At 64.4% G+C, this 25571-nt stretch carries 22 protein-coding genes; 10 read left to right on the plus strand and 12 right to left on the minus strand.

From position 1 onward, the window contains the following. The 4 genes from IBX18_RS06280 to IBX18_RS06295 all read left to right on the plus strand — a co-directional run. Positions 1–2105: ATP-dependent Clp protease ATP-binding subunit (locus tag IBX18_RS06280; protein ID WP_194832787.1), on the plus strand; the 2105-nt coding region annotated here is incomplete at its 5' end. Positions 2106–2297: 192 nt separating this feature from the next. Beyond that, the gene (locus tag IBX18_RS06285) at positions 2298–3509 is read left to right on the plus strand and encodes a DUF6004 family protein (protein ID WP_306796169.1); all 1212 of its coding nucleotides are present in this window, start codon (positions 2298–2300) and stop codon (positions 3507–3509) included. Positions 3510–3705: 196 nt separating this feature from the next. Beyond that, positions 3706–4512, plus strand: a complete 807-nt coding sequence (locus IBX18_RS06290; RefSeq protein ID WP_228540564.1) for a 50S ribosomal protein L11 methyltransferase — start codon at positions 3706–3708, stop codon at positions 4510–4512. After that, positions 4512–5150, plus strand: coding sequence for a hypothetical protein (locus IBX18_RS06295; RefSeq protein ID WP_194832789.1), 639 nt, complete (start codon positions 4512–4514; stop codon positions 5148–5150). The genes IBX18_RS06290 and IBX18_RS06295 overlap by 1 nt, the downstream gene beginning before the upstream one ends. Here the strand turns inward: IBX18_RS06295 and IBX18_RS06300 are convergent. Then, positions 5137–6396 (minus strand): DUF885 domain-containing protein, encoded by a 1260-nt coding sequence (locus IBX18_RS06300; protein WP_194832790.1) that lies wholly within the window; start codon positions 6394–6396, stop codon positions 5137–5139. The two genes, IBX18_RS06295 and IBX18_RS06300, sit on opposite strands and share 14 nt — an antisense overlap. Beyond that, positions 6393–8105, minus strand: a complete 1713-nt coding sequence (locus tag IBX18_RS06305) for an ABC transporter substrate-binding protein (RefSeq protein ID WP_194832791.1) — start codon at positions 8103–8105, stop codon at positions 6393–6395. The genes IBX18_RS06300 and IBX18_RS06305 overlap by 4 nt, the downstream gene beginning before the upstream one ends. Before the next feature lie 96 nt (positions 8106–8201). Here IBX18_RS06305 and IBX18_RS06310 point away from each other — a divergent pair, with 96 nt between their 5' ends. The 4 genes from IBX18_RS06310 to IBX18_RS06325 all read left to right on the plus strand — a co-directional run bounded on the left by IBX18_RS06310 (position 8202) and on the right by IBX18_RS06325 (position 12554). Further along, positions 8202–9911, plus strand: coding sequence for an ABC transporter substrate-binding protein (locus tag IBX18_RS06310; RefSeq protein WP_194832792.1), 1710 nt, complete (start codon positions 8202–8204; stop codon positions 9909–9911). Between the two features lie 106 nt (positions 9912–10017). Then, entirely contained in the window at positions 10018–10503 is a 486-nt protein-coding gene (locus IBX18_RS06315) for an SRPBCC family protein (protein ID WP_194832793.1), read from the plus strand. A 131-nt stretch (positions 10504–10634) separates the two neighbouring features. After that, complete coding sequence (locus IBX18_RS06320; protein ID WP_194832794.1) at positions 10635–11174, plus strand: SRPBCC family protein; 540 nt, start codon at positions 10635–10637, stop codon at positions 11172–11174. Between the two features lie 33 nt (positions 11175–11207). Further along, positions 11208–12554: a cytochrome P450 gene (locus IBX18_RS06325; RefSeq protein ID WP_194832795.1), complete on the plus strand. Its 1347-nt coding sequence runs from the start codon at positions 11208–11210 to the stop codon at positions 12552–12554. 62 nt (positions 12555–12616) lie between these two features. On the opposite strand, the gene IBX18_RS06330 is transcribed toward IBX18_RS06325, so the two are convergent. After that, a complete protein-coding gene (locus tag IBX18_RS06330; protein WP_194832796.1) occupies positions 12617–13159 on the minus strand; it encodes an EF-hand domain-containing protein in 543 nt (180 codons plus the stop codon). Between the two features lie 105 nt (positions 13160–13264). Here IBX18_RS06330 and IBX18_RS06335 point away from each other — a divergent pair, with 105 nt between their 5' ends. Continuing rightward, positions 13265–14236, plus strand: a complete 972-nt coding sequence (locus tag IBX18_RS06335; RefSeq protein ID WP_306796170.1) for an NAD(P)/FAD-dependent oxidoreductase — start codon at positions 13265–13267, stop codon at positions 14234–14236. Positions 14237–14327: 91 nt separating this feature from the next. On the opposite strand, the gene IBX18_RS06340 is transcribed toward IBX18_RS06335, so the two are convergent. The 9 genes from IBX18_RS06340 to IBX18_RS06380 all read right to left on the minus strand — a co-directional run bounded on the left by IBX18_RS06340 (position 14328) and on the right by IBX18_RS06380 (position 24146). Then, entirely contained in the window at positions 14328–15584 is a 1257-nt protein-coding gene (locus IBX18_RS06340; RefSeq protein ID WP_194832797.1) for an MFS transporter, read from the minus strand. An 18-nt stretch (positions 15585–15602) separates the two neighbouring features. Then, positions 15603–16448 (minus strand): cyclopropane-fatty-acyl-phospholipid synthase family protein, encoded by an 846-nt coding sequence (locus tag IBX18_RS06345; RefSeq protein ID WP_194832798.1) that lies wholly within the window; start codon positions 16446–16448, stop codon positions 15603–15605. Between the two features lie 324 nt (positions 16449–16772). Next, a complete protein-coding gene (locus IBX18_RS06350; protein WP_194832799.1) occupies positions 16773–17210 on the minus strand; it encodes an SRPBCC domain-containing protein in 438 nt (145 codons plus the stop codon). Between the two features lie 307 nt (positions 17211–17517). Then, positions 17518–18051, minus strand: a complete 534-nt coding sequence (locus tag IBX18_RS06355; protein WP_107657255.1) for an EF-hand domain-containing protein — start codon at positions 18049–18051, stop codon at positions 17518–17520. Between the two features lie 347 nt (positions 18052–18398). Continuing rightward, positions 18399–18773 (minus strand): hypothetical protein, encoded by a 375-nt coding sequence (locus IBX18_RS06360; RefSeq protein ID WP_194832800.1) that lies wholly within the window; start codon positions 18771–18773, stop codon positions 18399–18401. Then, positions 18763–19452 (minus strand): response regulator, encoded by a 690-nt coding sequence (locus IBX18_RS06365; protein ID WP_194832801.1) that lies wholly within the window; start codon positions 19450–19452, stop codon positions 18763–18765. The genes IBX18_RS06360 and IBX18_RS06365 overlap by 11 nt, the downstream gene beginning before the upstream one ends. After that, positions 19453–21078, minus strand: coding sequence for a sensor histidine kinase (locus tag IBX18_RS43035; protein ID WP_194832802.1), 1626 nt, complete (start codon positions 21076–21078; stop codon positions 19453–19455). 39 nt (positions 21079–21117) lie between these two features. Next, positions 21118–22821 (minus strand): ABC transporter substrate-binding protein, encoded by a 1704-nt coding sequence (locus IBX18_RS06375; protein ID WP_194832803.1) that lies wholly within the window; start codon positions 22819–22821, stop codon positions 21118–21120. After that, entirely contained in the window at positions 22818–24146 is a 1329-nt protein-coding gene (locus IBX18_RS06380) for an aminotransferase class V-fold PLP-dependent enzyme (RefSeq protein WP_194832804.1), read from the minus strand. The genes IBX18_RS06375 and IBX18_RS06380 overlap by 4 nt, the downstream gene beginning before the upstream one ends. 331 nt (positions 24147–24477) lie before the next feature. Between IBX18_RS06380 and add the strand changes: the two genes are divergently transcribed. Beyond that, positions 24478–25566 (plus strand): adenosine deaminase, encoded by a 1089-nt coding sequence (gene add / locus IBX18_RS06385; RefSeq protein WP_228540565.1) that lies wholly within the window; start codon positions 24478–24480, stop codon positions 25564–25566. Positions 25567–25571: the final 5 nt, after the last annotated feature.

Genomic DNA, 25571 nt, shown 5'->3' on the forward strand with positions numbered 1-25571 from the left:
TGAACCGGGTGCGGCAGCAGGTCATCCAGCTGTTGTCGGGGTATCAGGGTAAGGAACCGGTCGAGTCCGGCTCTCGTGGTGAGGCGGGTACTCCGTCGACCTCGCTGGTGCTGGACCAGTTCGGCCGTAACCTGACCCAGGCCGCGCTGGAGGGCAAGCTCGACCCGGTGATCGGGCGCTCGAAGGAGATCGAGCGGGTGATGCAGGTGTTGAGCCGGCGCACCAAGAACAATCCGGTGCTGATCGGTGAACCGGGTGTCGGTAAGACCGCCGTCGTCGAGGGCCTGGCCCAGGCCATTGTCAATGGTGAGGTCCCGGAGACGCTGAAGGACAAGCAGCTCTACACCCTCGACCTGGGGTCGTTGGTGGCGGGTAGCCGTTACCGTGGTGATTTCGAAGAGCGGCTGAAGAAGGTCCTCAAGGAGATCAACACTCGCGGTGACATCATCTTGTTCATCGACGAGCTCCACACCCTGGTGGGTGCGGGTGCCGCCGAGGGCGCGATCGACGCGGCGTCGATTTTGAAGCCGAAGCTGGCTCGTGGTGAGTTGCAGACCATCGGCGCGACCACCCTGGATGAGTACCGCAAGTACATCGAGAAGGACGCCGCGTTGGAGCGCCGGTTCCAGCCGGTGCAGGTCGGTGAACCGACCGTTGAGCACACCATCAACATCCTCAAGGGTCTGCGTGACCGCTACGAAGCCCACCATCGGGTGTCGATCACCGATGGTGCGCTGGTGGCCGCGGCGACGTTGGCTGATCGCTATATCAATGACCGGTTCTTGCCGGACAAGGCGATCGACCTGATCGATGAGGCGGGTGCGCGGATGCGGATTCGTCGGATGACCGCTCCGCCGGATTTGCGTGAGTTCGATGACAAGATCGCTGATGCGCGCCGGGAGAAGGAAAGCGCGATCGACGCCCAAGACTTCGAGAAGGCGGCGCGGCTGCGGGACAAGGAGAAGCAGCTCGTCGCCAAGCGTGCTGAGCGGGAGAAGCAGTGGCGTTCCGGTGATCTGGATGTGGTCGCTGAGGTCGATGATGAGCAGATCGCGGAGGTGCTGGCCAACTGGACCGGTATCCCGGTGTTCAAGCTGACCGAGGAGGAGACCACCCGGCTGCTGCGGATGGAAGATGAGCTGCACAAGCGGATCATCGGCCAGGAGGACGCGGTCAAGGCCGTGTCCAAGGCGATCCGCCGTACTCGTGCGGGGTTGAAGGATCCCAAGCGTCCGTCGGGGTCGTTCATCTTCGCCGGACCCTCGGGTGTGGGTAAGACCGAGTTGGCGAAGTCGCTGGCGAACTTCTTGTTCGGTGATGATGACGCGCTGATCCAGATCGACATGGGCGAGTTCCATGACCGGTTCACCGCATCCAGGCTGTTCGGTGCCCCTCCCGGTTACGTCGGGTATGAAGAAGGCGGGCAGCTGACCGAGAAGGTGCGGCGTAAGCCGTTCTCGGTGGTGTTGTTCGACGAGATCGAGAAAGCGCATCAGGAGATCTACAACACCCTGCTGCAGGTCCTCGAAGACGGTCGCCTCACCGACGGCCAAGGCCGGACGGTGGACTTCAAGAACACGGTGCTGATCTTCACCTCCAACCTCGGCACCTCCGATATCTCCAAGGCGGTCGGGCTCGGGTTCACTCAGTCCAATATCCAGGGTTCGAACTACGAGCGGATGAAGCTCAAGGTCAACGACGAGCTCAAGAAGCATTTCCGGCCCGAGTTCCTCAACCGCATCGACGATGTCATCGTCTTCCACCAGCTGACCACCGATCAGATCGTGCAGATGGTGGATTTGATGATCGGCCGAGTCGGTGTCCAGTTGAAGAACAAGGACATGTCGATGGAGCTGTCCGAGCAAGGCAAAGCCCTGCTGGCCAAGCGTGGCTTCGACCCCGTGCTCGGTGCCCGGCCCCTGCGCCGGACCATCCAACGCGAGATCGAAGACCAACTCTCGGAGAAGATCCTCTTCGGCGAGATCGGCCCCGGCCAAACCGTCTACGTCGACGTCGAAGGCTGGGACGGTGTCGCGGATCCGGACGGTGCGGAAGCGGCGACCTTCGTATTCCGAGTCAAAAACCAGGAGAAGTCACTGACCTGATTCCGCCGGAAGCTGCCGCGCACCACGAAACGTGTTGCGCGGCTTCGGCATGCCATTTGCCGGCGCGAATTCAGCGGGATCGGAAATTAATCTTGATACTTCTCCTTTTGGTAGGGCTCGTATCATTGCCCAGATCAGTTCAAAAACATATAGTTAAAGACATCGTTCCAACTAGTTCCACAGACGCTGGAGGTGTCTGGATTGAGCGCCATCAAAGAGACGTACGAATCACTGAACTTAGAACCGAAGCCGATCCGCCCGCATATCCTCGCCGCCGCGACCGTGGCATTCGGTGAGGATTACTACGCGGCACGGAAGGAGACGATCAACCTCTCCGGCTTCGTCCAACTCAACAAGTGGCCGATGCCCGGGTTCGAGCATCGCGTCGACGAAAGGGGTTACGCGGAGTTCGAGACCGAGCTGATCTCGGCCCCTGAGGTCGGTATCAAGGGCTACAGCTACGAGCTGGACGACCGCATCCAGGTGCTGTCCAACCCGTTCCTGCCCAACACCGGCCACGTCCGCCAGATCACGCCCGGCAAGAACTTCCCCGCGGAGTTCAACATTCGCCGGTTCGGCATCCTGGAGTCCAGCACGCTGCGGCTGGCACACCGCAACGTGATCGACATCTACGGTGTCGTCGACCATATCCCGCCGTTCAAGAAGCCACTGACCGGCCCGTATCTCGGCAAGCCGCGCGGTGACGGTCCGTTCGACGTGATCGTGGGGCCCAACGTGGTCCGCGGTACCACCCTGCCCGAGGCGTGGTACCCCGCCAACGACGAGAACGAGCCGGTGGGCATCACGCCGAGCATGTTCTTCATGCCAAGCGCCGGGCCGTGCATCTCCATGCTGGTCGACCCGTCGATGATCATGCAGGTGTCGTTGGAGGGCCAAGCCAAACTGGAGGTGGGCGGCAAGGAGGTGACCGTCGACCTGGCCGGCGACTACAAGCACGCGGCGGGCACGGAGATCCTGCTGTTCGGACCGGAGAAGCACGACGAGGGCTCCGGTGTGCTCGCACAGATCTCGCGCGTCGCGATCTCCGGCCACTGTGCCGAGCTCGGCGGACGCGTGATGCTCAGAGTGAGTTTCCCGCGCGTGTCCGGTGGCACCCTCGGCGAAGGCAGCGAAGACAGCCTGAGCCGCATCCGCTACCCGAGCGAGCTGCACATCGACACCGAGTTCGAGCTGGTCACCCCCGAGGTGACGCTGTATGCGACGAACCCGGTGCACGTGTTCGGCAAGCTGGCGAGCATGGAGGCCACCGGGACCCAGCTGCAGATGAACGGCACGGATACCGCGCTGGTCACCACGGCGGACGAGGTCAAGGCCAGGCTGACGGGTCTCAATCTGGTCATGCGTGATTCGTTTGTCGGCGAGCACGCCGCCGTCAACGTGTAGGTGGGCTCTTCCGAGCGGTCGTCGCTTGACGTCGGCCGCTCGGGCGAGTTCCCTAGAGTTATCAATAGCGAAAGCTCGGCCCTGCTGGTCCCTCACCGCGCAGTGCGGGAGGGACCAGCACCCGCGACCGGAGGCAGGCATTGTGGATCCGCTGACCCTTCTCATGCATCAGGTGATGCTCTCCGACCGGCCGAGGATGAACGCTTACGATCAGGCGCTGGAGCAGGCCGTCGAGCCCGGCTCGATCGTGATCGACGTGGGCGCCGGAACTTTGGCGCTGTCGCTACTGGCGCTGAAACACGGTGCCGAACATGTGTACGCGATCGAGGCGGACCCGGATGTGGCGGCGGTGGCCGAACGAATCATCGCGATAAACGACCTGAAGGATCAGCTCACCCTCATCCAGGGTGACGCGCGCGCGGTCCGGTTACCGCGCAAGGCCGACGTCATCGTCTCGGAGATGATGGGCAATCTCGGCCCGGAAGAGAACATGATGCGGGTGCTGGACAGTGTCGCTCGCAAAAACCTGAAGCCGGACGGCCGGATCATCCCGCGCGAGCTGACCACCACGCTCGCAGCGATCGAATTCGATGACGAAGGCTGGGGGATGTGGGGGCAGGATTTTCACGGCTTCCGGCTGGACGCCGTGCAGGAATTCGCCCGGCCACACGCCCAATTGCACTTCTTCCAGCGGGAACCGCGACTGCTCAGCGATGCCGTGCCGATCTCGGACCGCGTGACCCTGCCCATCGCCCGGCCCGGAAACTTGCACGCCATCATGGGGTTCTTCACCGCCGACTTCGTCGATGGCATCTCCCTGTCGAATTTTCCTTCCTACCTTGGATGTAACTGGGCAGTGTGGATCTGGCCGCTGCGGCACACCCCGGTGACCGACGGCGACGCCGTCCGGGCGACGGTGCACAGACCGTCCGGCTCCGCGCAATCCCGGGTGGTCACCGACTGGCGGCTGGACTGCACCATCGCTCGGGGAGGGGAGGGGTAATGCCGATTTCTGTCGGAACGGTGCGTGACATCCCGGTGCGGGCGCTGAAGCTGTGCGGCCTGACCTGGTCGGGGGATCTGCTCTGGTTCTCCGAAGGTGTGCTCAATCAGATCATCGCGATCGACCCGGCGACGGGCGCCGTCCAACACCGAATCCCCTGCGCGGCAGTCCGTTCGGACCTCACCACGATGGGTGGCCATTTGATCCAGGTCGTCGGTGACGACCGTGTATTGCGCGTAATCGACCCGGCGACAGGCGATACGGTCACCGAGTTGCCCAATCCCCGTCCGGGCGAAGCGTTGTCCGGACTCGAGGCGGCCCAGCACGGGGTGTGGCTCGGCTACGAGAATCGAAAGTCGATCGACCTGCGCACAACCGACGGGCTCAAGCTGGTCGACACCATTCCCGTGCACGCACCACCCGCCGGCGTCACCGTCTCCGACGACTACCTCGCCTACGCCGACTACCACGGCGCCATGATCAATCTCGTCGACCTCGAGACGCGTCGCGAGGTCGCTTCGTACAACGTCGCCGGCAACCCGACCGGACTGACCTGGGACGGCAGCCGGATCTGGTACTGCGACCACACCACCTTGCAACTGCGCGCGATCATGGTGCCCGGCATCAGTGCCCAATAGCCGGTGACACTTTCGTCGCGTCCAGCTCGCGTTGAAGGTCGGAGGGCAGCAACGGGTTCCGGAGCAGGTTCAGATAGCGTTCGGCGACAGGCTGATTCGCCGGTTTCGCGTCCAGCCACGCGCCGACCAGCCGTGCTCCCTCGATGTAGGTGACCGTGTAGGCCCGCCACAGCGGGTCGGTCAGGAAGCTCACCATGTGCTGGGCTCGGTCGCGCGGGAGCAGCAGCCACCGCTGGAGATAGTCGGTGACGCCGTCGACATCGGCGCCGCGGTCGTGCAGCATGATCGCCGCGTCCTGGCGAGCGGGCAACAGCCGCTGAACCAGTGTCCGCACTCGCTCGACGAGCGCGCCGTCACTGGTTATCCCCTCTGCGGCAAGGATTCTCGCCGTCCATTCGCCCCACCCCGTGCCGAGAACGGCCACGTGCGCGAGTTCAGCCGTACCCTCCGAGATGAGGCACTGCGGAGTGTTCACCAGCGAGATGAGCTGTTCGGCGTGCCCCTGCTCACGCACGAGCCCGGCCTCCTTGAGGCAATGATCGGTGTGGTGGCCCGGATACGACTCGTGGGTCACGAGTATCGGCAGGGCCGCGATCGCCCGCCCGGCCTCGTCGTTGAGCGCGACCTCCGAGCGAAAGCCGCCCAGATACCGGTTGAAGGCGTTCCAGGGCTTGCCGTGCACCACCTCGTAATCGACGCGCTCGCCGGCCGGTAAGCCGAACAGCGGTTGTGCGAGCACGCGCAATTCGTCGGAGACAGCTTGCACGGCTCGCTGCAAGCGGTCCGGTGGAATGCGATTGCGCTCGTAGTAGGCGTCGAGCCGCTCCTGCAAGCCGCCGCTGCCTGGTAACAACTCGGCGATCGCCTTGTGCGCGTTCGCATAGCACTCGGGATCGCCGATGGTGATGTCGACGTCGAAGTACTGACGAATCTCGTCCAGGAAGGGTATGTCCTTGCCGGACAGTCGCTTTGCCACACATTCCAGCGCCGTGAGTTGCGCGGACAGATACCGCTGCCGCGCGTCGGGCAGACCCGAGTCGGCGAGTTCGGCTCGCAGCCCGGCCGCGTGCCGAGCCAACTCGGTGGGACTAGCCGGCGGTTCCTCGTCGACGCGAGCCGAGAGCCGGGGATCGCCGAACCAGCAGTCCACGAAACCGTCGATCAGTTTGCCCAGGCGCAGCCCCAACAGCAGATACTCGCGGACCACCGGCTCGTAGGGCGGCTGGTCGGGATCGGGGACGTTCATTCGCCGGTATCGAGCCAGAGGTTGGACAGGTCGAACCAGCGATCGATAGTGGGCATGGCGATCGCATTACGCACCCGGGCGCCGCGGATGTGCGGGATGGTCGGTGCGTGCACCAGGATCGGCACGATGGCCGCGTCCCGCATCACCTGCAGATCCACCGCATGCCACGCCGCGTGCGCGTCGGCCGGATCGGTCGCCGAGAGCGCCTGCTCGATCATGCGATCGACCTCGGGGTTGCTGTAGCACCCGTAGTTGCCGGTGCCGCGAACCTCGTTGGTCTGCAACATCGGTTGCAGGAAGGCGCGCCCGTTGTTGCCGAACCAATCCGGGGTCCACGCCGGGGTCGACATGTCCCAGGCGCCTGCCCGCGCATTGGCCGGATCCCGGAGGAAGGGGTAGAAGTCGGCGTGGCCCAGCGCGATCAAACGCAGTGTGATGCCGATCTTCGCGAGGTCGGTGGCCAGTGCGTCGGCGACCTCGGGGTTCGCGTCCACATCGCGATGCGCGACCGTCAACGTCAGGCCATCCGGATAGCCTGCGGCGGTGAGGAGTTCGCGCGCCTTCGCCGGATCACCTCGATCACCCGGTGTCGCATAGAGATCGAAGTCATCGTAGCCGTAATTGCCCGGCGGAATGGCGGAGTGGGCGGGCCACATCACCGTGCCGACGCTCAACTTGTCGAAGATGTCGACCATCGTCGTTTTATCGATCGCGTAGGAGATCGCCTGGCGCACTTCGGCTTTGCCCATGGCTCCGTCGGCGTTCGGGCTGACCGTGTTGAACACGACGTACGGGTTCAGCGCGTAGCCGAGGTTGTTACCCGGGTCGGTGGGATTTTCGTCGTAGGCTTCGGTGACCGGGGACGCCCAGGACAGATCCGCGTGTCCGGCTCTGATCCGCTGCCCGACCTGCTCCGGTGTCGCCTTCTCCATGATGACCTCGATACCGTCCAGATACTGATGCCGCACCGGGTCGGTGTCCTGGCGCCACACCGGATTTCGTGCCATGCGCAGTTCCGCGCCGTGGCGGTAGTGGGTCAGTCGGTAAGGGCCCAGCGACCGGACGTTTCGACGGAACTCGGGACTGTCGGGGACGAAGTCGTCGTATTCCGCGGGAGCCGGTGACGCGAACATCATCGAGATGATGTGGATGAAGTCGAGTGCGGGCCGGACCAACTCGAACACCAGGGTCCGATCGTCGACCGCGGTGATCCCCGGGATATCGCGGGAGTTCTGGAACCGCGCCAGCTCGGCCGGCGTCGGATTCCGTTGCGGCACAGCGGCGGCGTAGTCATCGCAGTATTCGGCTACGCCCTTGATGGTGCTGGTGTAGTAGTGGATCGCACCGGCTCGGAGCACGGGGTTGCACATGCGCTTGAACCCACGGACGAAGTCCGCTGCGGTCACCTCGCGCGGCGGGGTGGTGTCCCAAAGGACCCCTGGGCGCAGGCGGACGGTATAGGTCAGGTGGTCGCGACTGAGACCGCCGTTGTCGATCGTCGGGATCTCCAGTGCGACATCGGGTACCGGCGTCACCTGGTTCCAGTCGCGCAGGTGCGCCACCGGACGGTAGGTGAACAGCTGGCGGGTGAACAGTCTGATGATCTGCCCGGACAGCATGTAATAGGAGCTCGCCGGGTCGACATGGTCCATGCTTCCCGGTCCGTACAGGCGCAAGGTGCCGCCGTACCGTGGCTGATCACCGCTCATTGCTGACCTCCTCGTTCGGACCGTGCCGAAAGATCCTCTAGATCACTATATGTAATAGAAGTATACTTTGGGGCGGATCGGAAAGGCGGTGTGGCAGTGCGGGAAACAACGACTCGAACTGCTGGCTCGACCGAGCAGCAAGCGCCCCGGCGCGGCGGCACGCTCACCATGGTCGGGGCCGGCGACGTCGACTATCTCGACCCCGCGCTGGCGTATCACACGGCGACCCGCGGCATCGTCCGTGGTTACACGCGGCAGCTGGTCGGCTATGTCGCGAGCCGCAACCGCGCGGCGGCCGGAAAGATCGTCGCGGACCTGGCGACCGAGGTGCCGACCGTGGCGAACGGCCGGATCAGCGCGGACGGCACGCGGTACCGGTTCACCCTCGCCGACGGCCTGCGCTGGAACACCCCGTGGGGCATCCGCCCGCTGGTCGCCGGCGATGTCGTCCGCGGGATCAAGCGACTGGCCCATCCGCTCGCGAGCAGTCCCGGCCTGGCCTACTACCTGAGCACGATCGACGGCATGACCGAGTTCCGGGACGCGGTGGCGGACGCGCCGCGTGACACCCTCGCGGAAACCATGGAGCACACCGAGATTCGCGGTGTGCGCGTGCGCGGGGACCGGGAGATCTGGTTCACCACTCGGTATCCCACCTCCGACTTCTTGAACATGCTCGCCTTGCCGTTCGCCACGCCCGCACCGGTCGAGTATCTGGATTTCGTCCCCGGCAGCCACGAGTTCAACCGCGTCCTTGCCTCGAACGGTCCTTACCGGGTGGTGAATTACGTTCCGGGAGAACGGATCGTGCTCGAGCGCAACCCCGCATGGGAACCGAAGTCCGATCGCCTGCGGGCCGCCTATGTGGACTCCATCGTCGTTCGCGAGGGGATGTCCGAGCGTGCGGCCCACGATCTGGTTGCCACCGGCGCGGCCGACATGCTGTGGGACATCCAACCGCTCACCGAGGAGCTCCCGCCGCTCCTGCACAGCCATGACCCACGTCTGGAGGTGTACCCCGCCGGATTGTTCAGTCCCTATCTGGTGATCAACTTCGCCAGCCCCGTCATGGCCCGTCGGGAGGTTCGAGTCGCGCTGCAGTACGCAGTGGACAAGGCCGCGGTGTCGCGAGTATGGGGTGGTCCGAGGCTCAACGACATCGCCGACCAGATCCTGCCCCCGCTCTGCACCGCGCACCGGGAATATCGTCCGTACGGAACCGAAGGCGGCCGCGGCGATCCGGAGCTGGCCGAGAAACTGCTCGCCGACGTCGGCCACCCGGACGGGCTCACGCTGCGGTTGGTCTTCCGCGACCGCGACATCCACCCCGAGACGGCCGAGGTGGTCAAGGCGGCGCTGGCCCGGGCCGGTATCCGCGTCGAGCTGGTCGGCGTCTCGATCAACGAACTCTTCACGGACTACTTCGCCACCTCGGTCACCCAAAAGAGTTGGGATATCGCCCTTACCGGCTGGGAGCCGGACTGGTACGGCAACAACGCCAGAACCTATCTGCAACCGCTGTTCGACAGCCGGGGCGTGGTCGAGCACGGTGACTGGGGTTCGAACTTCGGCCGCTATCGCAATGCGAAGGTCAACGAGTTGCTCGGCGCCGCACTCACTTCGGCCGACGAAGCACGATCCGGCGAACTGTTCCGCCGGATGGAGGCCGAGGTGCTGAACGACGCCGCTGTGGTGCCCATTCTCTTCGCGCACCAGTACTGGTTCCACGCAACGACCGTGCGGAACTGGCTGCCTTATCCGGTGCTCAACGGCGATCTGACCAACCTGTGGCTCGACGGAAAGTGACCCCTCACATGCTCGAATGACCCACGACGACACCCATCCACCGTTACGGTGAATCCGAACCACTACCGAAAGAGTTATCGAATCCCTTCACCGAACAGGAGACACCATGGTTGCGCCGCAGCCGATCCAACCCCCGTCCGTTGACCTCGGCATGCTCATCCGCCGTTCGCCGCACGACGTCTTCGAGGCCCTGGCCGACCCCTCGATCACGTCCAAATTCTGGTACACGAAGAGCAGTGGCCGGATGGCAGAGGGTGCCGAACTCACCTGGGAATGGGAGATGTACGGCGTGGCGCGCACGATTCGGGTTCAGAAGTTCGATCCCGACAGCAGTATCCAATTCACTTGGGACAATTACAATCCCGACCAGCCGACCACCGTCGAGTTCTCGTTCACACCGTATGAGAACGACTCCACGTATCTGCATATCACCGAGAGCGGGTACGGCGGCGATCTGCAAGCCCAGATCGACGGCGTCCGGGATTCGACGGCCGGATTCGCCTACCTGGTAGCCAGTTTGAAAGCGGCCCTCGAACACGACGTCACCCTCCGGCTGGTGCTGGACGAGAATCCACCGAACCTGCGGCGGTAATTCGCAGGTGAGGTAGTACGGGTAGCGGGTGACGTCGTGATGCGGTCGCGGCCATGGTGCCGGGGCCATATCAACTCGGGGCCGGGCAGCCGACCACGATCAGCTATAAAGCAGCATTGATGTGCAGAAGGATGAGCACCATGGAATTCACCTACACGACACGCATTGCGACGACACCCGCGCAGCTCTGGGCAGCATTGACCGAACCGGAATTCACCCGCCGATATTGGTTCGGCGTCGGAATGCAATCCGATTGGCGAGTGGGGTCGCCGGTGAAATGGCAGAACATGCCGGAGGAGGAGTTCCAGGATCTGGGTCAGGTCGTGCTGGCAGCGGACCCGCCTCGGCTGCTTTCCTATAGTTGGCACCTTCTGCAGCCGGCGCACGCCCAACTCTTCGGCTGGACGGACGAGGAATTCGCGAAGTACGCCAAGGAACCGCGCACCAGGGTCACCTTCGAACTCGAACCCGACGGTGACGGCAAGGTCCGGTTGACGGTGACCCACGACGGCTTCGAGCCCGGCAGCGTCATGTATCGGGCGATCAGCGGCCAACTCGAAGGCAGCGGTGGCTGGCCAGGGCTGATGAACAATCTCAAGGCTCTGCTGGAAACCGGAACGGTTCTCGCCACCGTGCCGTCGGCCGCCCATACCGCGCGCGGCGACGAATAGCTCGCGCGGCCCGATTCAGAAAGTGGCGAACCGATGACCACTATTGCTCGACAGCCGGCGATTACTCCCGGCGGTATGCCGCTACTCGGCCACGGGCTCGAGATGAAGCGACGTCCAGGCGAATTGCTGCTCTCCTTGCAGTCCGGCGATCCGGTGACCATGATCCGGCTCGGCCGCAGGCCGATGTACGTGATCAACGACGCCGACCTGATGCGGCAGGTCATGCGCGCACCGGAGATATTCACCAGGGGCGGCCCGATCACCGAACGGTTCCGCGTGATGTTCGGTAACGGCCTCGGGATCTCGGACGGCGATTTCCATCGGCGCCAGCGCCGCCTGCTGCAGCCGGCCTTCCACCGTAAGCGGATCGTCCATTACTCGTCGCTGATCAGCGGATTGACGGTGGCGACGATGGAGGCCTGGTCCGAGGGCGAAACCCTTCGGGTCGAGCGGGAGATGGACGAACTCGCCCTGGCGAATGTGACCCAGGTGATCTTCGCGCCGGGTACCGCGCTGGACCAGCGTCGATTCATGGACGCCACCGGAGCCGTGCTCGGCGGACTCTTCCGGAAGATGACCGACACCACCGGCCTGCTGACGAAGCTGCCGACCGCGGCGAATCGCCGATATCGGGAGTCGGAGGCGTATCTGCGGCGGACCATTCACGAGACGATCCGGGCGGGCCGGGCCGACGGCGTCGACCGCGGCGATCTCTTGTCGATGATGCTGCTCGCCCGCGACGACGACGGCACGCCGAGCATGAGCGATCAGCAGATACACGACGAGGTGCTGACCTTCTTCATCGCGGGCAGCAACACCATCAGCAATACCCTGGCCTGGGCCTTCCACGAGATCGCCACTCATCCGGAGGTCGAGCAGCGACTGCACGAGGAAGTGGACCGGGTGCTCGCCGGTCGGGCCGCCGAATACGACGATGTCGCTCAGCTGGAATACACCCGCCGGGTGCTCACCGAAACGCTGCGCCTGCGCACCCAAGGCTTCTTCCAGACCAGGACGACGACGCGGGACACCGAACTCGGCGGCTACCGCATACCGGCCGACGAGGTGGTGCTCTACAGCTTCTACGCGCTCAACCACAATCCCGAAATCTTTGCCGGGCCGAAGGTATTCGATCCGGACCGCTGGTTGCCCGAGCGAGTGACCGGCGCCCAGCGCAACGCGTTCATGCCGTTCGGGGCCGGCGTCCACGGCTGTATCGGAGAGTCGTTCTCCTGGGCCGAGTTGATTATCGTGCTCGCGACGATCGCTGCGCGCTGGCGGCTGGTATCCGTGCCGGGCCATCAGCCCAAGCCGAAACCGGCCGTCACGATGCCGGTGGACGCACTGCCGATGACGGTGCACCGCAGGGGCGTCGGCTAGATCTAACGGAGAAGTCCGGCCGGAATGCTCATCCGGCCGGACTTCTCCGTAAAACCTAGCGGCTACAGCTCGCCGGCAATATGATTTCCCCGCGCGGCGGGGTCGTCACTCAAATAGAATTCTCGGGAAGCCGCGACGTATTCATCCGTGGTGACGTAACCGTCGCCGTCGGCGTCCAATAGCGCGAATACCTTGCTCGTCTCCTGCTCGGACATTCCGCCTTTGAGCTGAGCCGCCATCATTTCCGGCATGGAAATTCGCCCGTCCTGATCCTTGTCCGCGGCCGCGAACACCGCCATGCTGAACGGTATCGCCGACGATTCGACGAATTGCCGGAATTCCGGATGGTCGCCCCACGCCAGCCATTCGTCGACGGTTACTTTCTTTATCCCGTCGGCATCCACCGACCCGGGCATATCCCGGAACATTCGGTGGGCTTGTCGATGAATTCTGTTCCACTCCGCCGATCGCGGCGGGAGATCGTATGTGTCGCACCACATCTGGGCCAGCGCGGTGACATCCAGTTCGTCCATGACGCCGTCCTGGTCGACATCGTATGCGCCGAACAACTTTCGGAGTTTACTTATTCTCAGTGCACTGGTCATCGCGTTATCTCCGTGTATTCGAACCGGATGCTGGAGTGCTGCCGATACTCGATCAGCTACCAAATGCTATCATCTTATATATCTATCTGACTACAGGAGGCTGGAGTGACGATCCCAGAGTCCGGATATCACTGCGATGTAGTGATCGTCGGCGGTGGCGCGGCGGGCTTGAGCGCCGCTCTGATGCTCGCCCGTGCGCGCTACACGGTAGTTGTCGTCGACAGCGGCGAGCCGCGCAACGCCACCGCCACGCACATGCACGGGTTCCTGACTCGGGACGGCATGCCGCCGGCGGACTTACTGGTAGCGGGTCGCGCCGAGGTACGCCAGTACGGCGTCGAATTCGTCACCGGCGTGGCGACGGCGGTATCGGCGTCGGACAAGGGTGTCAAGGTGGAGGTCGACGATGCCGGCACCGTGCACGGACGCCGGCTGCTCGTCGCGACCGGTCTCACCGATGATCTGCCCGAGCTCCCCGGACTCGCCGAGCGTTGGGGACGGGACGTGCTGAACTGCCCCTTCTGCCACGGCTGGGAGGTACGCGATCAGATCATCGGCGTGCTGTCCACCACCCCGATGTCCATGCACCAGGCCATGCTGTTCCGGCAGTGGTCGGCGCAGCTTCGCTTCCTGCCGCACACCGGGCCGGCGTTGAGCGATACCGAGGTCGAGGAGCTCACCGCTCGCGATATCGCGATCATCCCCGGCGAGGTGGCGGCCTTGCAGGTCGCTAATGATCGCTTGACCGGTGTTCGGTTGAGTACCGGTGAGGTCGTCGAGTTGCAGGCGCTCGTGTGTGGGCCGCGATTCTCCGCGCGTGGCGACCTGCTCGCTCCGCTCGGGCTGACCCCGACGGCACACCCGAGCGGGATCGGCGACTACATCGCCACCGACGCCGCTGGCCGCACCGAGGTGCCGGGCGTCTGGGCCGCGGGAAACGTCGCCGATCCGGCCAAACAGCTGATCGGAGCCGCGGCGATGGGTGCCGAGGTCGCGGTCGCGATGATCGATGATCTGATCTCGGAGGAATTGCGCGGCGCCGTCGAAGCCCGGCGAGCGGCTTCCAGCTCGAGGTAGCAGCCCCGCGGTTAGCAGACCCAGCGGTTAACAGGCTCAGCGGTTAACAGGCTCAGCGCCGGCGGCTTCGGCCACCGGCGCTGAGCTGTCCTCATGGAGCCGGTGCGAACGCCCGCCGACGCTCGATAACGACGGAAACGAATGCGGTGGCCAGCGCGAGTAGCGCGATGATCACGCCGACCCAGATGACATCGGCGATGTCCGCGCGAGAAATAACAACGCCGCCGATCGCCGGGCCGATCGCGTTGCCGATATTGAAGGCGGACATGACAATTGCGACGGCCAGGGTCGGCGCCGCCACCGCGAAACCGATCACGCGCGAGCTGAGCGCGGCGGTCATCGAGAACGCGCACACGCCGAGGATGGTGATCGCGGCGGCCGCCGCGATCCCATGGTGCACGACGGCCCGCAGCACCAGCAGCATGACGATCATCGCCACCAGACTGCCGATGACGTTCTTCATGGCGTTCAACTGCGCCAGCCGGCCACCGAGCGTATTGCCGACGAACAAGCCGATACCGAACAGGAACAGCACGATCGGCACCTGATGCACGCTGATACCGCTGGCGTCGATGAGTAGCGGCTGGACGTAGGCGTACACGGTGAACAGGGCCGTCTCGAACAGCACGATGGTGGTGAGGGCGACGAAGACCCGAACCTGGACCAGCGACCGCAGTTCGCGGGCGACCAGCGTGCCCAGCCCGACCGCGGGGCCGTGGTCGCGCGGCAACCTGGGCACGAACAATGCGACGAGTACGGCGCCGATGGCGCTCATCACGCCGATCAGCACGAAGATGACCTGCCAGCTGAACAGCGCGCCGACCAGGCTGCCGAGCGGTACGCCCGCCACATTCGCCAGCGTCATGCCGCCGAGGATCACCGCGATCGCCTGCGGCATCCGCCCGGGCCCGGCGAGGGCGACGGCCATCACCTGCGCGACGGTCAGCGCGGTCGCGCAGGCCATGGCCGCGATCAACCGCATCGCGAACATGAGACCGAAGACCGGGATCACCGTCAGTAGATCAGCGACGCAGAAGACGGTCACGGCGACCAGGAGCACGGTCTTGCGGTCCCGTCCGAGGGTCAGCACGGCCATCAGGGGGGCGCCGATCAGCATGCCGATCGCGAAGGCCGTGATCAGCTGACCGACCTGGGGCACGGAGACCCCGAGTGAGCCGGCGATCTGATCGACCAGCCCGGACACGATGAATTCCGAAGTGCCCAGCGCGAATACGCTGGCGCCGAGGACGTACACGCCGATCGGTAGGCGTTTGGAGGTGCGGGGTTCGGCGGTGGTGTGATCTTCCTGCGTTGTCGTTTTGAGCAGCCGCCGTCGGATCTCGGACACGCTCGATCACACTCCTTTTCATATAGTTGTGCCGACGACCTCAGGCTTACGGCACACGATGAGGTAGTAACCGATCTTTTCGCGACAGAGTTCGAACATTGTCGTTATTCCGGATTCGAAGTTATGGATCCGATCTTTCCCGTAGGCCGCGATCAGATCGGTCCGTTGTTCCGCGAATCGCTTCAAGAACGCGTCATAGAACGGGCGCGCGTTATCGCTGCAATCGAGTTCCTCGATCACCTCGAATCCGGCCGCGACGGCCGGCGCCACGGCCGCAGCCATGGTGGTGGGTGGGTCCGGCACGGTGTTCGCCCGGAGTACTTCCCGTTGGGCCGCCGTCACGTCCGCGATCAGGGGATATTCCGAGTAGATGAATCGGCTGCCCGGCCGGAGCACTCGGAATATCTCGCCGAGCCATTTGTGCTTGTCCGGCGAGTTGGGCACCGAATCGAAGGCGATGGCGGCGTCGAACTCGTCGCTCGGAAAGGGGAGTGCGGCGGCGTCGGCCCAGGTGACGGCGATTTTGTCGGACAGGCCTGCGCGCGCGACGTTGTCGGTCGCCTCCTGGACTTCCCAGCCACTCACCGTGATACCGGTGACCGATATGCCGAGTCGCCCGGCCAGATGAATGGCCGGTTCGGCCACACCGCAACCCACATCGAGGAGATGCTGGCCGGGGTGCAGGGGTAGTCGTTCGGCGATCATCCGGGTGAGGCGGGTCATGGCTTCGAGGAATGGCGTGGCGTCCTGGTCGTCGTCCCAGTAGCCGAGGTGCAGGTTGCCCCCGACGACCTGCACCAGTTCGCCGACCCCGTCGTAGTACTCGCCGACCTCATCGGTTGTGTCGACTGGTTTCTCGGCCATGATGATCTCCGCGTCTCTTGCCGGACCGCTGTTCGATTGAGGCCGCAGGGTTCGGTCGACTTCCGCGAAGGAGGCCCAGCCCGCCGTGTGGTGCCTACGGATTGAATACTACCGTAACCTATAGTAAGTCGTGATCTATCGCAGTGGATTGCTGCAACGCGGTTGGCGAATTCGATAGGGGCACTGGGTGATCCGGTAGCGCAACGCTCTACATGGCGACCGGGGGCGGGCCTGTACTCTCGAGGACCCGTCGGATGCTCGGCCACGGCCTGCGGGGAAACAGGCAGGTGGCCTGCGAGTCTCGTGGCGCTGGTCGGCCCGGAGCTACTCCGCGTTGGCTTTGAGGACGTCCAACTGCATTTTCCAGCCGCCCTTGTTTTCCTCGGCCCGCTTCGCCCGCTCATCGTCGGGCAGGGGCAGTGCGGCAAAGCCGCTCTCGATCACCCGCACGCGGGTACCGCCGTCGCGCTCGGCGAGCCGGAACTCCACCAGTGTGGAGTTGCCGTCGCCGGGCATCGCGCCGGGGAAGGCGGACGCCCACCGATAGGAGACGTAGTCCTGCGGCTGTACCGTCTCGACGCGGACGGGGAACCGGCCGTACTTCGGATCCTCGATCACCTCGAAATCGCCCTCCCGCCTACGACTTTGCCCGGATCTGTCACCGTCGCCGACCCACCAGCCCGGATCGGTCACCAGCTCCCACACCCGTGCGACGGATGCGTTGATGTCCACCTCGTGCTCGATCTTGTCGGCTGTGATCATCGGGAATCTCCTCTCCGGGCGGCAATACTGTGTGCGGCAGGATGTTCGCTGTGGCGATGGAGTGCAGTCCTAAGGTAGCGCGTTCGGTGCTCTGCCGATGTCGAATCGGTCTCGACGGCAGATCTGTGCTCAATGTTCCAGCGTCGGAGGGCTTTTGCGATGCCGACCGACCCCGCACGGGCGAGAACCGAGAAGGTTGTTCGTATCCTCGTGATGTCGACGGAGAGAGCATGCTGCGCGGGGGCCGACGTCATGACGGGACGACAACCCCCGTGCGGGTCTCGGATCTCGTGGCCGGTGCGACCTCTTACAGATGGCCTGCCAATTGAGCCCCTGCGGCTTGGAGATTATCGCTGCCGAAGAATTCACGAAGCGCCGCGTCGTGCTCGTCGGTAGTGATGTACCCGTCGCCGTCGCCGTCGAGCGCTTGAAACATCTTCAAGGCGTCGACCTGGCTGACACCGGAGATCGACTGCAAGGTCATCCACTCGCTCAATGACACGTTGCCGTCACCGTCGACATCGCCGAGTTCGAAGGTGAGCTGAGCCAGTGGAATCGCGACCTCGTCGACGAAACGGGGATCTTCGTGTGCCGCGATCCATTCCTCGGTGTTGATTACCTTGTCGCCGTTGGCATCCGCGTGGCCCTGCAGGTCCTGCCACAGTCGGTTGGCTCGCTTGATGGTGCTCCGCCATTTGTCGGAGCCGGGTGGAATGTGGAATGCGTCGCACCATCGGTTGATCAAAGCGTCGATATCCGACTGATCGATCTTGCCGTCTCTGTCGGCGTCGTAACGCTCGAAGTGCTTCGCGAATTTCTGCTGCTGGGCTTTCGTGACCATGGGATTCCCTATCTCATCCAGTCTGCCAGTGTGCGGACCTCTACTATCCCTACTTTACTGCCGGGTCGGCGGCTCTTCAAGAGGTAATTATAGTTTAGTGAAGTTAGTTCGGTCGGCTGGCGGCATCGAAAGTGAAGCGCGAGCATGTCCGAACACCGCGAGGGAATGACCGCGGCCGTCGGCGGTGGCCGTCAGGGTGCGCGGAGGCAGGTGTACTCCGTGCATGCGCGGCACGAGGCTGCGGCAGAGCCCGCGTCGGAGACCTGCACCGGCAAGTCGGTACGTGGACGCGCGGCCGGCCGCTGCTGCGAGAGGTGAATAAATGCTGGGTGTTTGCGAGAGTCTTCCTACCATCGAGCGAGCATGAAAACGACCGAAAGCACTGCCGTCACCACTCCGATCGTCAGTTTCACGAATACTTCGACGAAGAATGCTTTCGTTGCTTCGCCGATGAGAAGTCGCGCCGGTAGACCTACGTCCGCGGCGCGCTCGATGGCCAACGATCTGATGGATTCGATTCGCCAGCCCAACGTCGACAACGCCACCGCCGACACGAATGCCGCGAGCGCGCACAGCGCCAGCGATCGCTGATTCGGCGGAGCGGGAACCGATCCGTAGGCCTCGGTGAACGCATTCGCCGCCAACGACAGCACCACGGCACTGGCCAGGTAGAAGGCGCCCGGGTGGACCGAGCCGAGGCTGGCGCTGATCTTACGAATCATCCAGCACCCTCGCCGATTCCGCCTCGAACAATTCCACTTCATGCGCCAGCTCGCCCAGCGTCACCACGTCGCACCTGGCCTTCGCGGCCGCCTCCAGTTCGATCAGTTTTTCGGCTCGCCGGGTCAATGCGGTGCGGCTGTTGGCCGTCGGGTCGCGGCGCTTGGTGCCGCTACCGCTGCGTAGTTGTTCCGAAAGTTGCTGTAGTCCATTGATGCGCCGCCGTAATTCGGTCTGCGCGGCGAGCGAAATGGAAGTGACCTCGTTTCGGGCCATTTCCCGTCGTTGCCGATCCGAGCCGGCGAGCAGGTCACTCACCGTGTCGATCAGATCGGTGGTCCCGTAGCCCTCCCGGTCGACGTCGCCTTTGATGACAATGTCGCCGACGCCGTACCGGAGCAGGATATTCTTGGCGATCGCGCCTTTCAAGCGAGAGCCCGTCACCACGGCGCGGGGCAAGTCGGGCCTGTTACGAAGGATGTAGGACAAGACTTCGTAACCGGAATAGTCGTCCTCGTCGGTGAGGTTGAGATCGATCAGTGCGCAGTCCACCTCGGGATGTTGCAGTTCATCGATCGCGGCATCGACCCTGGTCACGTGCCGTACCTCGTGGCCGCGAAGTACGCGCTGTACCGCCCGAGCAAATTTGAGATTGTCCTCGAGTAACAATACGATCGCCATCTACGCCCTCCTGCAGATAGGCAGAACAACCAGAAGCGTTGCGCCGGGCGCGCGTTCGACGTCAACGGTGATCTGGCCGCCCAGGTCTGTAACAATTTCTCGTGCTCGGGCCAAGCCGAGCCCACGACCTTCGCCTTTCTTCGAAAACCCTAGTTGGAAAACACCTGCGACATCCTCGGGCTTGATTCCGGGGCCTTCGTCCGACACGGCGATGGAGACGGACCTGCCGGACACCGTCGCGCTCACCTGTACGCGCCCCTTGCAGTCCATTGCCTCGATGGCGTTGTAGAGCAAATTCTCGAACAGTGCCGTGACATCGCCCTTGACGCCACGGACGAGCACGCCGGCTATGTCATCGAGATCGAGTTCGATGATGCTGTCCGGAAACTCCAGACCGAGCCGATTTCGCAGTGCGGTCAGCACGCCGCGCACGCTGATGCGGGCGACCTTCTGGGCGCGATGAAGTTCGGCAGGCGCGCGGGCAAGCTCGGTGCAGCCTTCGGTGATGTCGTCGATCCACTGCTCGAGTTCGCCATCCAGTTTCACGCCGCGCAGCTCTAGTTCCTCGCGTATCGCATGCACGTCACGCAGAATCGGATCCACCGCTTTGCGTATTCGATGGGCGAAGTCGCCGTTGAGTCGTAGTCGCGTAGCCTCCGCCCTCGATTCGGCAGCCTCCTCCCGCCGCCTGCGGACTTCGGCTGCGAGTCGTGCGCTCGCCAGCACGGCCGACGACAAGACGGGAAGCGCATCGCGCTCGAGCTGGGTGAACGTATGCGGGGCAGGCACCCGGATCAAATGCAGTCCGAGGAACACCCCTTCGGCATGCAGCGGAATCATGCCCACCGTGTCCAGCGGCCCTTGGTGTGTGTCGAAGAGCTGCTTGAGCAGTCGGTGTGGACGGGACCTGGAATCGTGGAGGATCGGCTTGGTGTTCGATCTGAACCATTCGAGGGCGCGGCCGATGTCCAAGCCGGGCGGAACTCGCCAGCCGGTGCTGCGAAATACTTCGCTGAACTGCTCGCCCCGGCCCGCGAGCCACACACTCGATTCGGCCTGCGCATTGATCGCTTGCCGAACGAGTTCCACGCCCAGTGCGAGAGCAGCGCGCTCGTCCTCGCCGGTGCCCGACAACGTCAGTGCGCCCACCAGCCGGCGCAGTTGCTCCGAGAGATCCTCTCGCGCTGCGCTTTCGCTGATATGGATCGCTTCTTCGCGTGTCCTGGTGAGCCACACCGCGTCCTCGAGGGAAACGTCGGTTACCTCGATGCCGGTCTCGGCGAGCAGATGTGAATTCGTGGACTTGTCGAAGAGTGGAAAACGAATCGTGAGCAGCAATCGCTGTGAGCCGGAGAGCACGACGTCGTCAACCAAGTTCCGAATCACGGTGCCGGTTCGTACGATATTATCGTGATCTGCTATCGCCTGGTCGCGTTCGAGCTTGTTCGTCAACAGGTTGACATAGCTCTCGCCGATGGCTTCGTCACTTGAATAGCCGTACAGACGCTCGGCGCCACGAGTCCACAGCCGGATGGCGTAGTTGGCTTCCGGACCCGCCGCCGCCCACATGGATACCGAGGGGTTGGCCGCCATCACGGTCAGGAGACGCGCGTCGTGCTCATCCACTTCTGCTGTCCTTCACATCCACTTTTCGACCGCGTCCGCTCAACCGGCCGGTGGGACGGTTGGTTCCGTCGAGGGTGGGTCGAGCCTGACGGTGGTCAGGTCGACCGTGAGACCGTGCGTGGGCAACATGGCGGCGGCGCGCACGCGGCGGCCCACCGATTCGCGGGTGGTGGGGACCTGGAACAGCAGCGGCACGATCGGGGCATCGGCCAGCGCGACGCGCTCGGCCTTGCGCCACGCGGCATCGGCCGATTCGCGGTCCTCGGCGGCGAGTGCTCGTTCGATCAGCGCGTCCACCTCGGGATTGTGGTAGCGGCCGAAGTTGGCGGGGGAGCCGGATTGCAGCAGCGGTTGCAGGAAGACGCGACCGTTGCTGTGCAGCCAGGCCGGCGACCACGAGGCGAGCGCGATATCCCATGCGCCGGACTCCGCCCGTGCCGGGTCGGCAAGCAGATCCAGACACTGCGATTCGGCCAGTTCGACTGACTCGACGGTGATTCCGGCCTCGGCCAGGTCGGCGGCGTATCGGTGGGCGACCAGGCGGGCGCGCTCGGTTGCCGGATGGATCGCGGTGATCCGCAGCTCGCCCGGATGGCCCGCGGCGGCCAGCATTGCCGCGCAGGTGGCGGGGTCGCCGCGATAGTCCGGCGTCGAGTAGGCGTGCAGGTCCTGGTGGCCGTCGTTGTTCGGCGGGACGACCGAGCCCGCGATGCGGATGATCGGATCGTCGCCCAGTGCGGCGATCTCCACCGCGATGGCGGACTTGTCGATCGCGTGGGCGATCGCCTGGCGCACCTGTACTTTTCGCAATGCGCCCGCGGCGTTGAGGCTGCGGGTGTTGAACACCAGGTAGGGGTCCAGCGCGAAACCGAGATGGTGTTCGACAGGCGTTGCGGGATCGGCGATTCGGGCGCCCCACGCCAGATCCGCACGGTCCGTTCGGATCCGGTGCGCCACCTCGCCGGCGGTGACCGGTTCGGAGATGACTTCGACGGCTTCGACTTGCTGACGCCGCACGGGGTCGGACTCCGCGCGCCACACCGGGTTTCGGGTCAGCCGTAGTTCCCGGCCGGGGGTGAAATCGATGGGCCGGTACGGGCCGTTCGACCGTATATTGCGGCACAGCTCGGCGCTGCCCGGCACGAACAGGTCATACTCGACCGGCGCGGGCGAGGCGCAGGGCATCGCCAGCATGTCGATGAAATCCAATGCGGGCCTGATCAATTCGAAGACGATGGTCTCATCGTCGAGCACCAGCAGACCCGGAATGTCATGGGAGTTCTGGTATTCGGCCAATTCGGGCCCGGTCGGCACGGCACCGGCGAACGCGGCGGCATAGTCGTCACAGAACTGCGCCATTCCCCTGATGGTGTCGGTGAAACAGGACAGCAACGCACTGCGGCGCAGTGGATTACCCATCCGCTTGAAGCCGCGCACCACGTCCTGGGTGGTGACCGGACGCTCAGGGTTGCTGTCCCAGTACGCGCCGGGCCGCAGATGGACCACGTAGCTCGTATGGCTCGCGCCCGTTCCGGCGTTGTACATGGAGGGAACCGCGGTCGCCAGATCGGGCGTCGGTGCCACGGTCTGCCAATTGCGCAGGTCGGTCTGCGTTCGATAGGTGAACAGCTGCCGGGCGAACAACCGCACGACCCGGTCGATCGGAAATCTCGGGCAGCACACCGGATCCAACTGGTCCAGCGCGCCGGGACCGTACAGGCGCAGGATCGTCGGATCGGTCATGACATCTCCGCGGCCAGCCGGGCCATGATGTCGACGGCCCGCGCGATCTCGTCGTGGTCGTTGAAGATGTGTGTCGTGATGCGCGACGCGTAGTGCTGGTGTGCCGATCCGGCGACGTCGAACTCGGTCCACCTGGTGAAGAGCCGGTACTCGCGCTGTAGCCGCATGGTGTACTCGTGCACCTTCTTCACGTTCCAGGCGTCTTCCGGTCGCTGGAACGGATGAAAGGCGATCAACGGCGACTGCAGCGTGGGATCCGCGGCGGGGGAGTACATCGCGTCCCGTCCGAAACGTTCGGCGATGAGGTCGCGCGCGTAGTCGGCGAGCAGCATGATCCGTCGCTCGATCCGAGCCCGGCCGATCTCGTCCCACATTTCGCACGCCGTGGCGAGCGCGGCCCCGCGGGCGATGCTGGCACTGCCCGCGCTCTGCACGTAGTCGGCGATGTTGTCGCTCTCGATGGAGGTGCGCGTCCGGGGTGGCGGGCTGCCCTTCATCGGATACCAGGTGGAGATGATCGGCCAGAACGTGGGCAGCGGCAGCGGATTGTGTTGCGGATGAACCTTATTGCGCATGTAGAGCAATCCGGTACCCAGCGGGCCGCACTGGAACTTGGACCCGGAGCAGGAGATGAAATCCGCGCCGATCGCCCGCATGTCGAGATCGAGCATGCCGGGTAGCAGTGCGCCGTCGATCACCGTGATCAGGCCGTGCCGGTGCGCGAGTTCGCACAGTGCGCGCATCGGCAGCTTGGTGCCGGTGAACAGTGTGATCCCCGCGAAGGCAAGCACTTTCGTGCGCGGGGTGATCGCCGCCTCGAACAGTTCGATGATCTGCTCGGCGTGCACGTCGTATCCGGTCGGCAGGGTGATCGTGGTGAGCTTGATGCCGAAACGGTTGCGCAGCAGGTTGAAATTGGACAGCACGGAGTAGCACTCGTGCGTGGTGGTGAGGACCTCGTCGCCGGCGTGCAGATCCAGACCGTGGATGACCCGCGCGACGCCCTCGGTCGCATTGTGGGTGATCACCATCTCGTCCGGATCGACCCCGTAGGCCTTGGCGATGGTGGCGCGGTGGTCCGAGTACATGCCCGGCGGATAGACATCGCCGAGACCGCCTGCCCACTGCCGGGTCACCCGGTCCACCGTCTCGAGCACGGCGTGTGGCATCGCGCCGACGGTGCCGGAGTTGAGGTGGATGGCGCCGGGATCCAGCGCGAACAGCCCACGGATCTCGGACCACTCCGCGGTGCGCAGGTTCGGCGATCGCTCGGCGATCATCGTCGCTGCTCGGTGCCCTGGGATGGGATCGACGGCGCCGTTCATGGGAACCTCTTCCACGATGGGCTCGACCAGGTTGAGCCGTTCACCTCCGTCGCCGGTCCGCCCGGTCGGCCGACCTTCGGCTGGCCATCGCCTCCGCGCGTGCCCGACGTTCAACTAGCTATATGTTACATAAGTTTTCTCCAGATTATGCTGCTCTTGGCTTTTGCTGGCCCTGGCCTCTGGAAGCCACTCGCGGCGCTGGGGGCTCCGTTTGCACTCAGTCGGCTGCGACTCCGCGTTCGACCTCGCCTAGATCGCTTCAAAAAGCTATGGTTGATCTCGTGGAGGGCTTTCGAAGCCGGAGTCGGCCTCGTGGCGCACCGTCAGCTCGATGCCTGACGGAGCCGAGCGCCGGCCCAGTGGTGCCGCGATGAGCGGCGACGAGGGTGTGTCGGCCTTCCTCGCGGCGCTGCCGAAGGTGGAGTTGCATGTGCACCTGCTGGGTTCGGCGGCGGTGGACACGGTTGCCGAATTGGCCGGAGCTCGACCGGATCTCGGGGTGCCCGCCGACCCGGCCGAACTACGCCGGTACTACCGATTCACCGACTTCGCGCATTTCATCGAGGTCTACACCGCGGTCAACAGGTTGGTCACCAGCGGTCCTGCGATGGTGCGGCTGGTGACCGGCCTAGGCGACCAGCTGGCGCTGGACAACGTGCGATATGCCGAGGTGACCGTTACTCCGCTGTCGCATCTGCGCATGGGTATCGCCGCCGCCGAACTCGCCGAGGCGCTGTCGATCGGTCGCCGTCTCGTTGCCGAACGTCATCGCATCCACCTGAATTGGATATTCGATGTGTCGGCGGACGACGGTATCGCCGGCGCCTTCGCCACGCTGGACTGGCTGCTGCGCTATGAGCCCGACGGAACGGTGGGGTTCGGGCTCGGCGGCCCGGAACTCGGTGCGCCGCGCCGGCTGTTCCGCCCCGCGTTCGAGAAGGCAAGGGCCAATGGGCTGCACGCTGTTCCGCATGCGGGGGAGACCTCCGACGCCGGTGAAATCTGGTCTGCCGCCCGTGATCTGGGCGCGGTGCGGATCGGGCACGGTATCCGTGCGGTGACCGAACCCGGTCTGCTCGCCTACCTGTCGGATCGCAACATCACCCTCGAGGTCTGCCCATCGTCGAATGTCCGCACCGGTGCCGTGCGCGCGTTCGACGAGCATCCGCTGCCCGCTTTACTCGCCGCAGGCGTCCCGGTCACGCTCGGCTCCGACGATCCCGCGATGTTCGGCACCTCGCTGACCCGTGAGTATCAGCTGTGCCACGACCGGCTCGGCCTCTCGGTTGCCGCGCTCGCCGACCTGGTGGCGGCGGGGGTCGACGCGGCCTTCTGTCCGGCGCACGTGGCCAGGGACATTCGCCGTGACCTCGCGCAGGCGCGTGAGCGGTTCGATCGACCGCAGAGAACAGGGAGATGAGGCCA

Source organism: Nocardia sp. XZ_19_369 (assembly GCF_015355715.1).
Lineage (GTDB): Bacteria > Actinomycetota > Actinomycetes > Mycobacteriales > Mycobacteriaceae > Nocardia.

Excerpts from the sequence above, each read along its gene's own strand:
- IBX18_RS06290 (WP_228540564.1), top strand. The coding sequence starts at position 3,706 with ATGAACGCTTACGATCAGGCGCTGGAGCAGGCCGTCGAGCCCGGCTCG.
- IBX18_RS06295 (WP_194832789.1), top strand. The coding sequence starts at position 4,512 with ATGCCGATTTCTGTCGGAACGGTGCGTGACATCCCGGTGCGGGCGCTG.
- IBX18_RS06300 (WP_194832790.1), bottom strand. The coding sequence starts at position 6,396 with ATGAACGTCCCCGATCCCGACCAGCCGCCCTACGAGCCGGTGGTCCGC.
- IBX18_RS06305 (WP_194832791.1), bottom strand. The coding sequence starts at position 8,105 with ATGAGCGGTGATCAGCCACGGTACGGCGGCACCTTGCGCCTGTACGGA.
- IBX18_RS06315 (WP_194832793.1), top strand. The coding sequence starts at position 10,018 with ATGGTTGCGCCGCAGCCGATCCAACCCCCGTCCGTTGACCTCGGCATG.
- IBX18_RS06320 (WP_194832794.1), top strand. The coding sequence starts at position 10,635 with ATGAGCACCATGGAATTCACCTACACGACACGCATTGCGACGACACCC.
- IBX18_RS06325 (WP_194832795.1), top strand. The coding sequence starts at position 11,208 with ATGACCACTATTGCTCGACAGCCGGCGATTACTCCCGGCGGTATGCCG.
- IBX18_RS06330 (WP_194832796.1), bottom strand. The coding sequence starts at position 13,159 with ATGACCAGTGCACTGAGAATAAGTAAACTCCGAAAGTTGTTCGGCGCA.
- IBX18_RS06345 (WP_194832798.1), bottom strand. The coding sequence starts at position 16,448 with ATGGCCGAGAAACCAGTCGACACAACCGATGAGGTCGGCGAGTACTAC.
- IBX18_RS06350 (WP_194832799.1), bottom strand. The coding sequence starts at position 17,210 with ATGATCACAGCCGACAAGATCGAGCACGAGGTGGACATCAACGCATCC.
- IBX18_RS06355 (WP_107657255.1), bottom strand. The coding sequence starts at position 18,051 with ATGGTCACGAAAGCCCAGCAGCAGAAATTCGCGAAGCACTTCGAGCGT.
- IBX18_RS06360 (WP_194832800.1), bottom strand. The coding sequence starts at position 18,773 with ATGATTCGTAAGATCAGCGCCAGCCTCGGCTCGGTCCACCCGGGCGCC.
- IBX18_RS06365 (WP_194832801.1), bottom strand. The coding sequence starts at position 19,452 with ATGGCGATCGTATTGTTACTCGAGGACAATCTCAAATTTGCTCGGGCG.
- IBX18_RS06375 (WP_194832803.1), bottom strand. The coding sequence starts at position 22,821 with ATGACCGATCCGACGATCCTGCGCCTGTACGGTCCCGGCGCGCTGGAC.
- IBX18_RS06380 (WP_194832804.1), bottom strand. The coding sequence starts at position 24,146 with ATGAACGGCGCCGTCGATCCCATCCCAGGGCACCGAGCAGCGACGATG.
- add (WP_228540565.1), top strand. The coding sequence starts at position 24,478 with ATGCCTGACGGAGCCGAGCGCCGGCCCAGTGGTGCCGCGATGAGCGGC.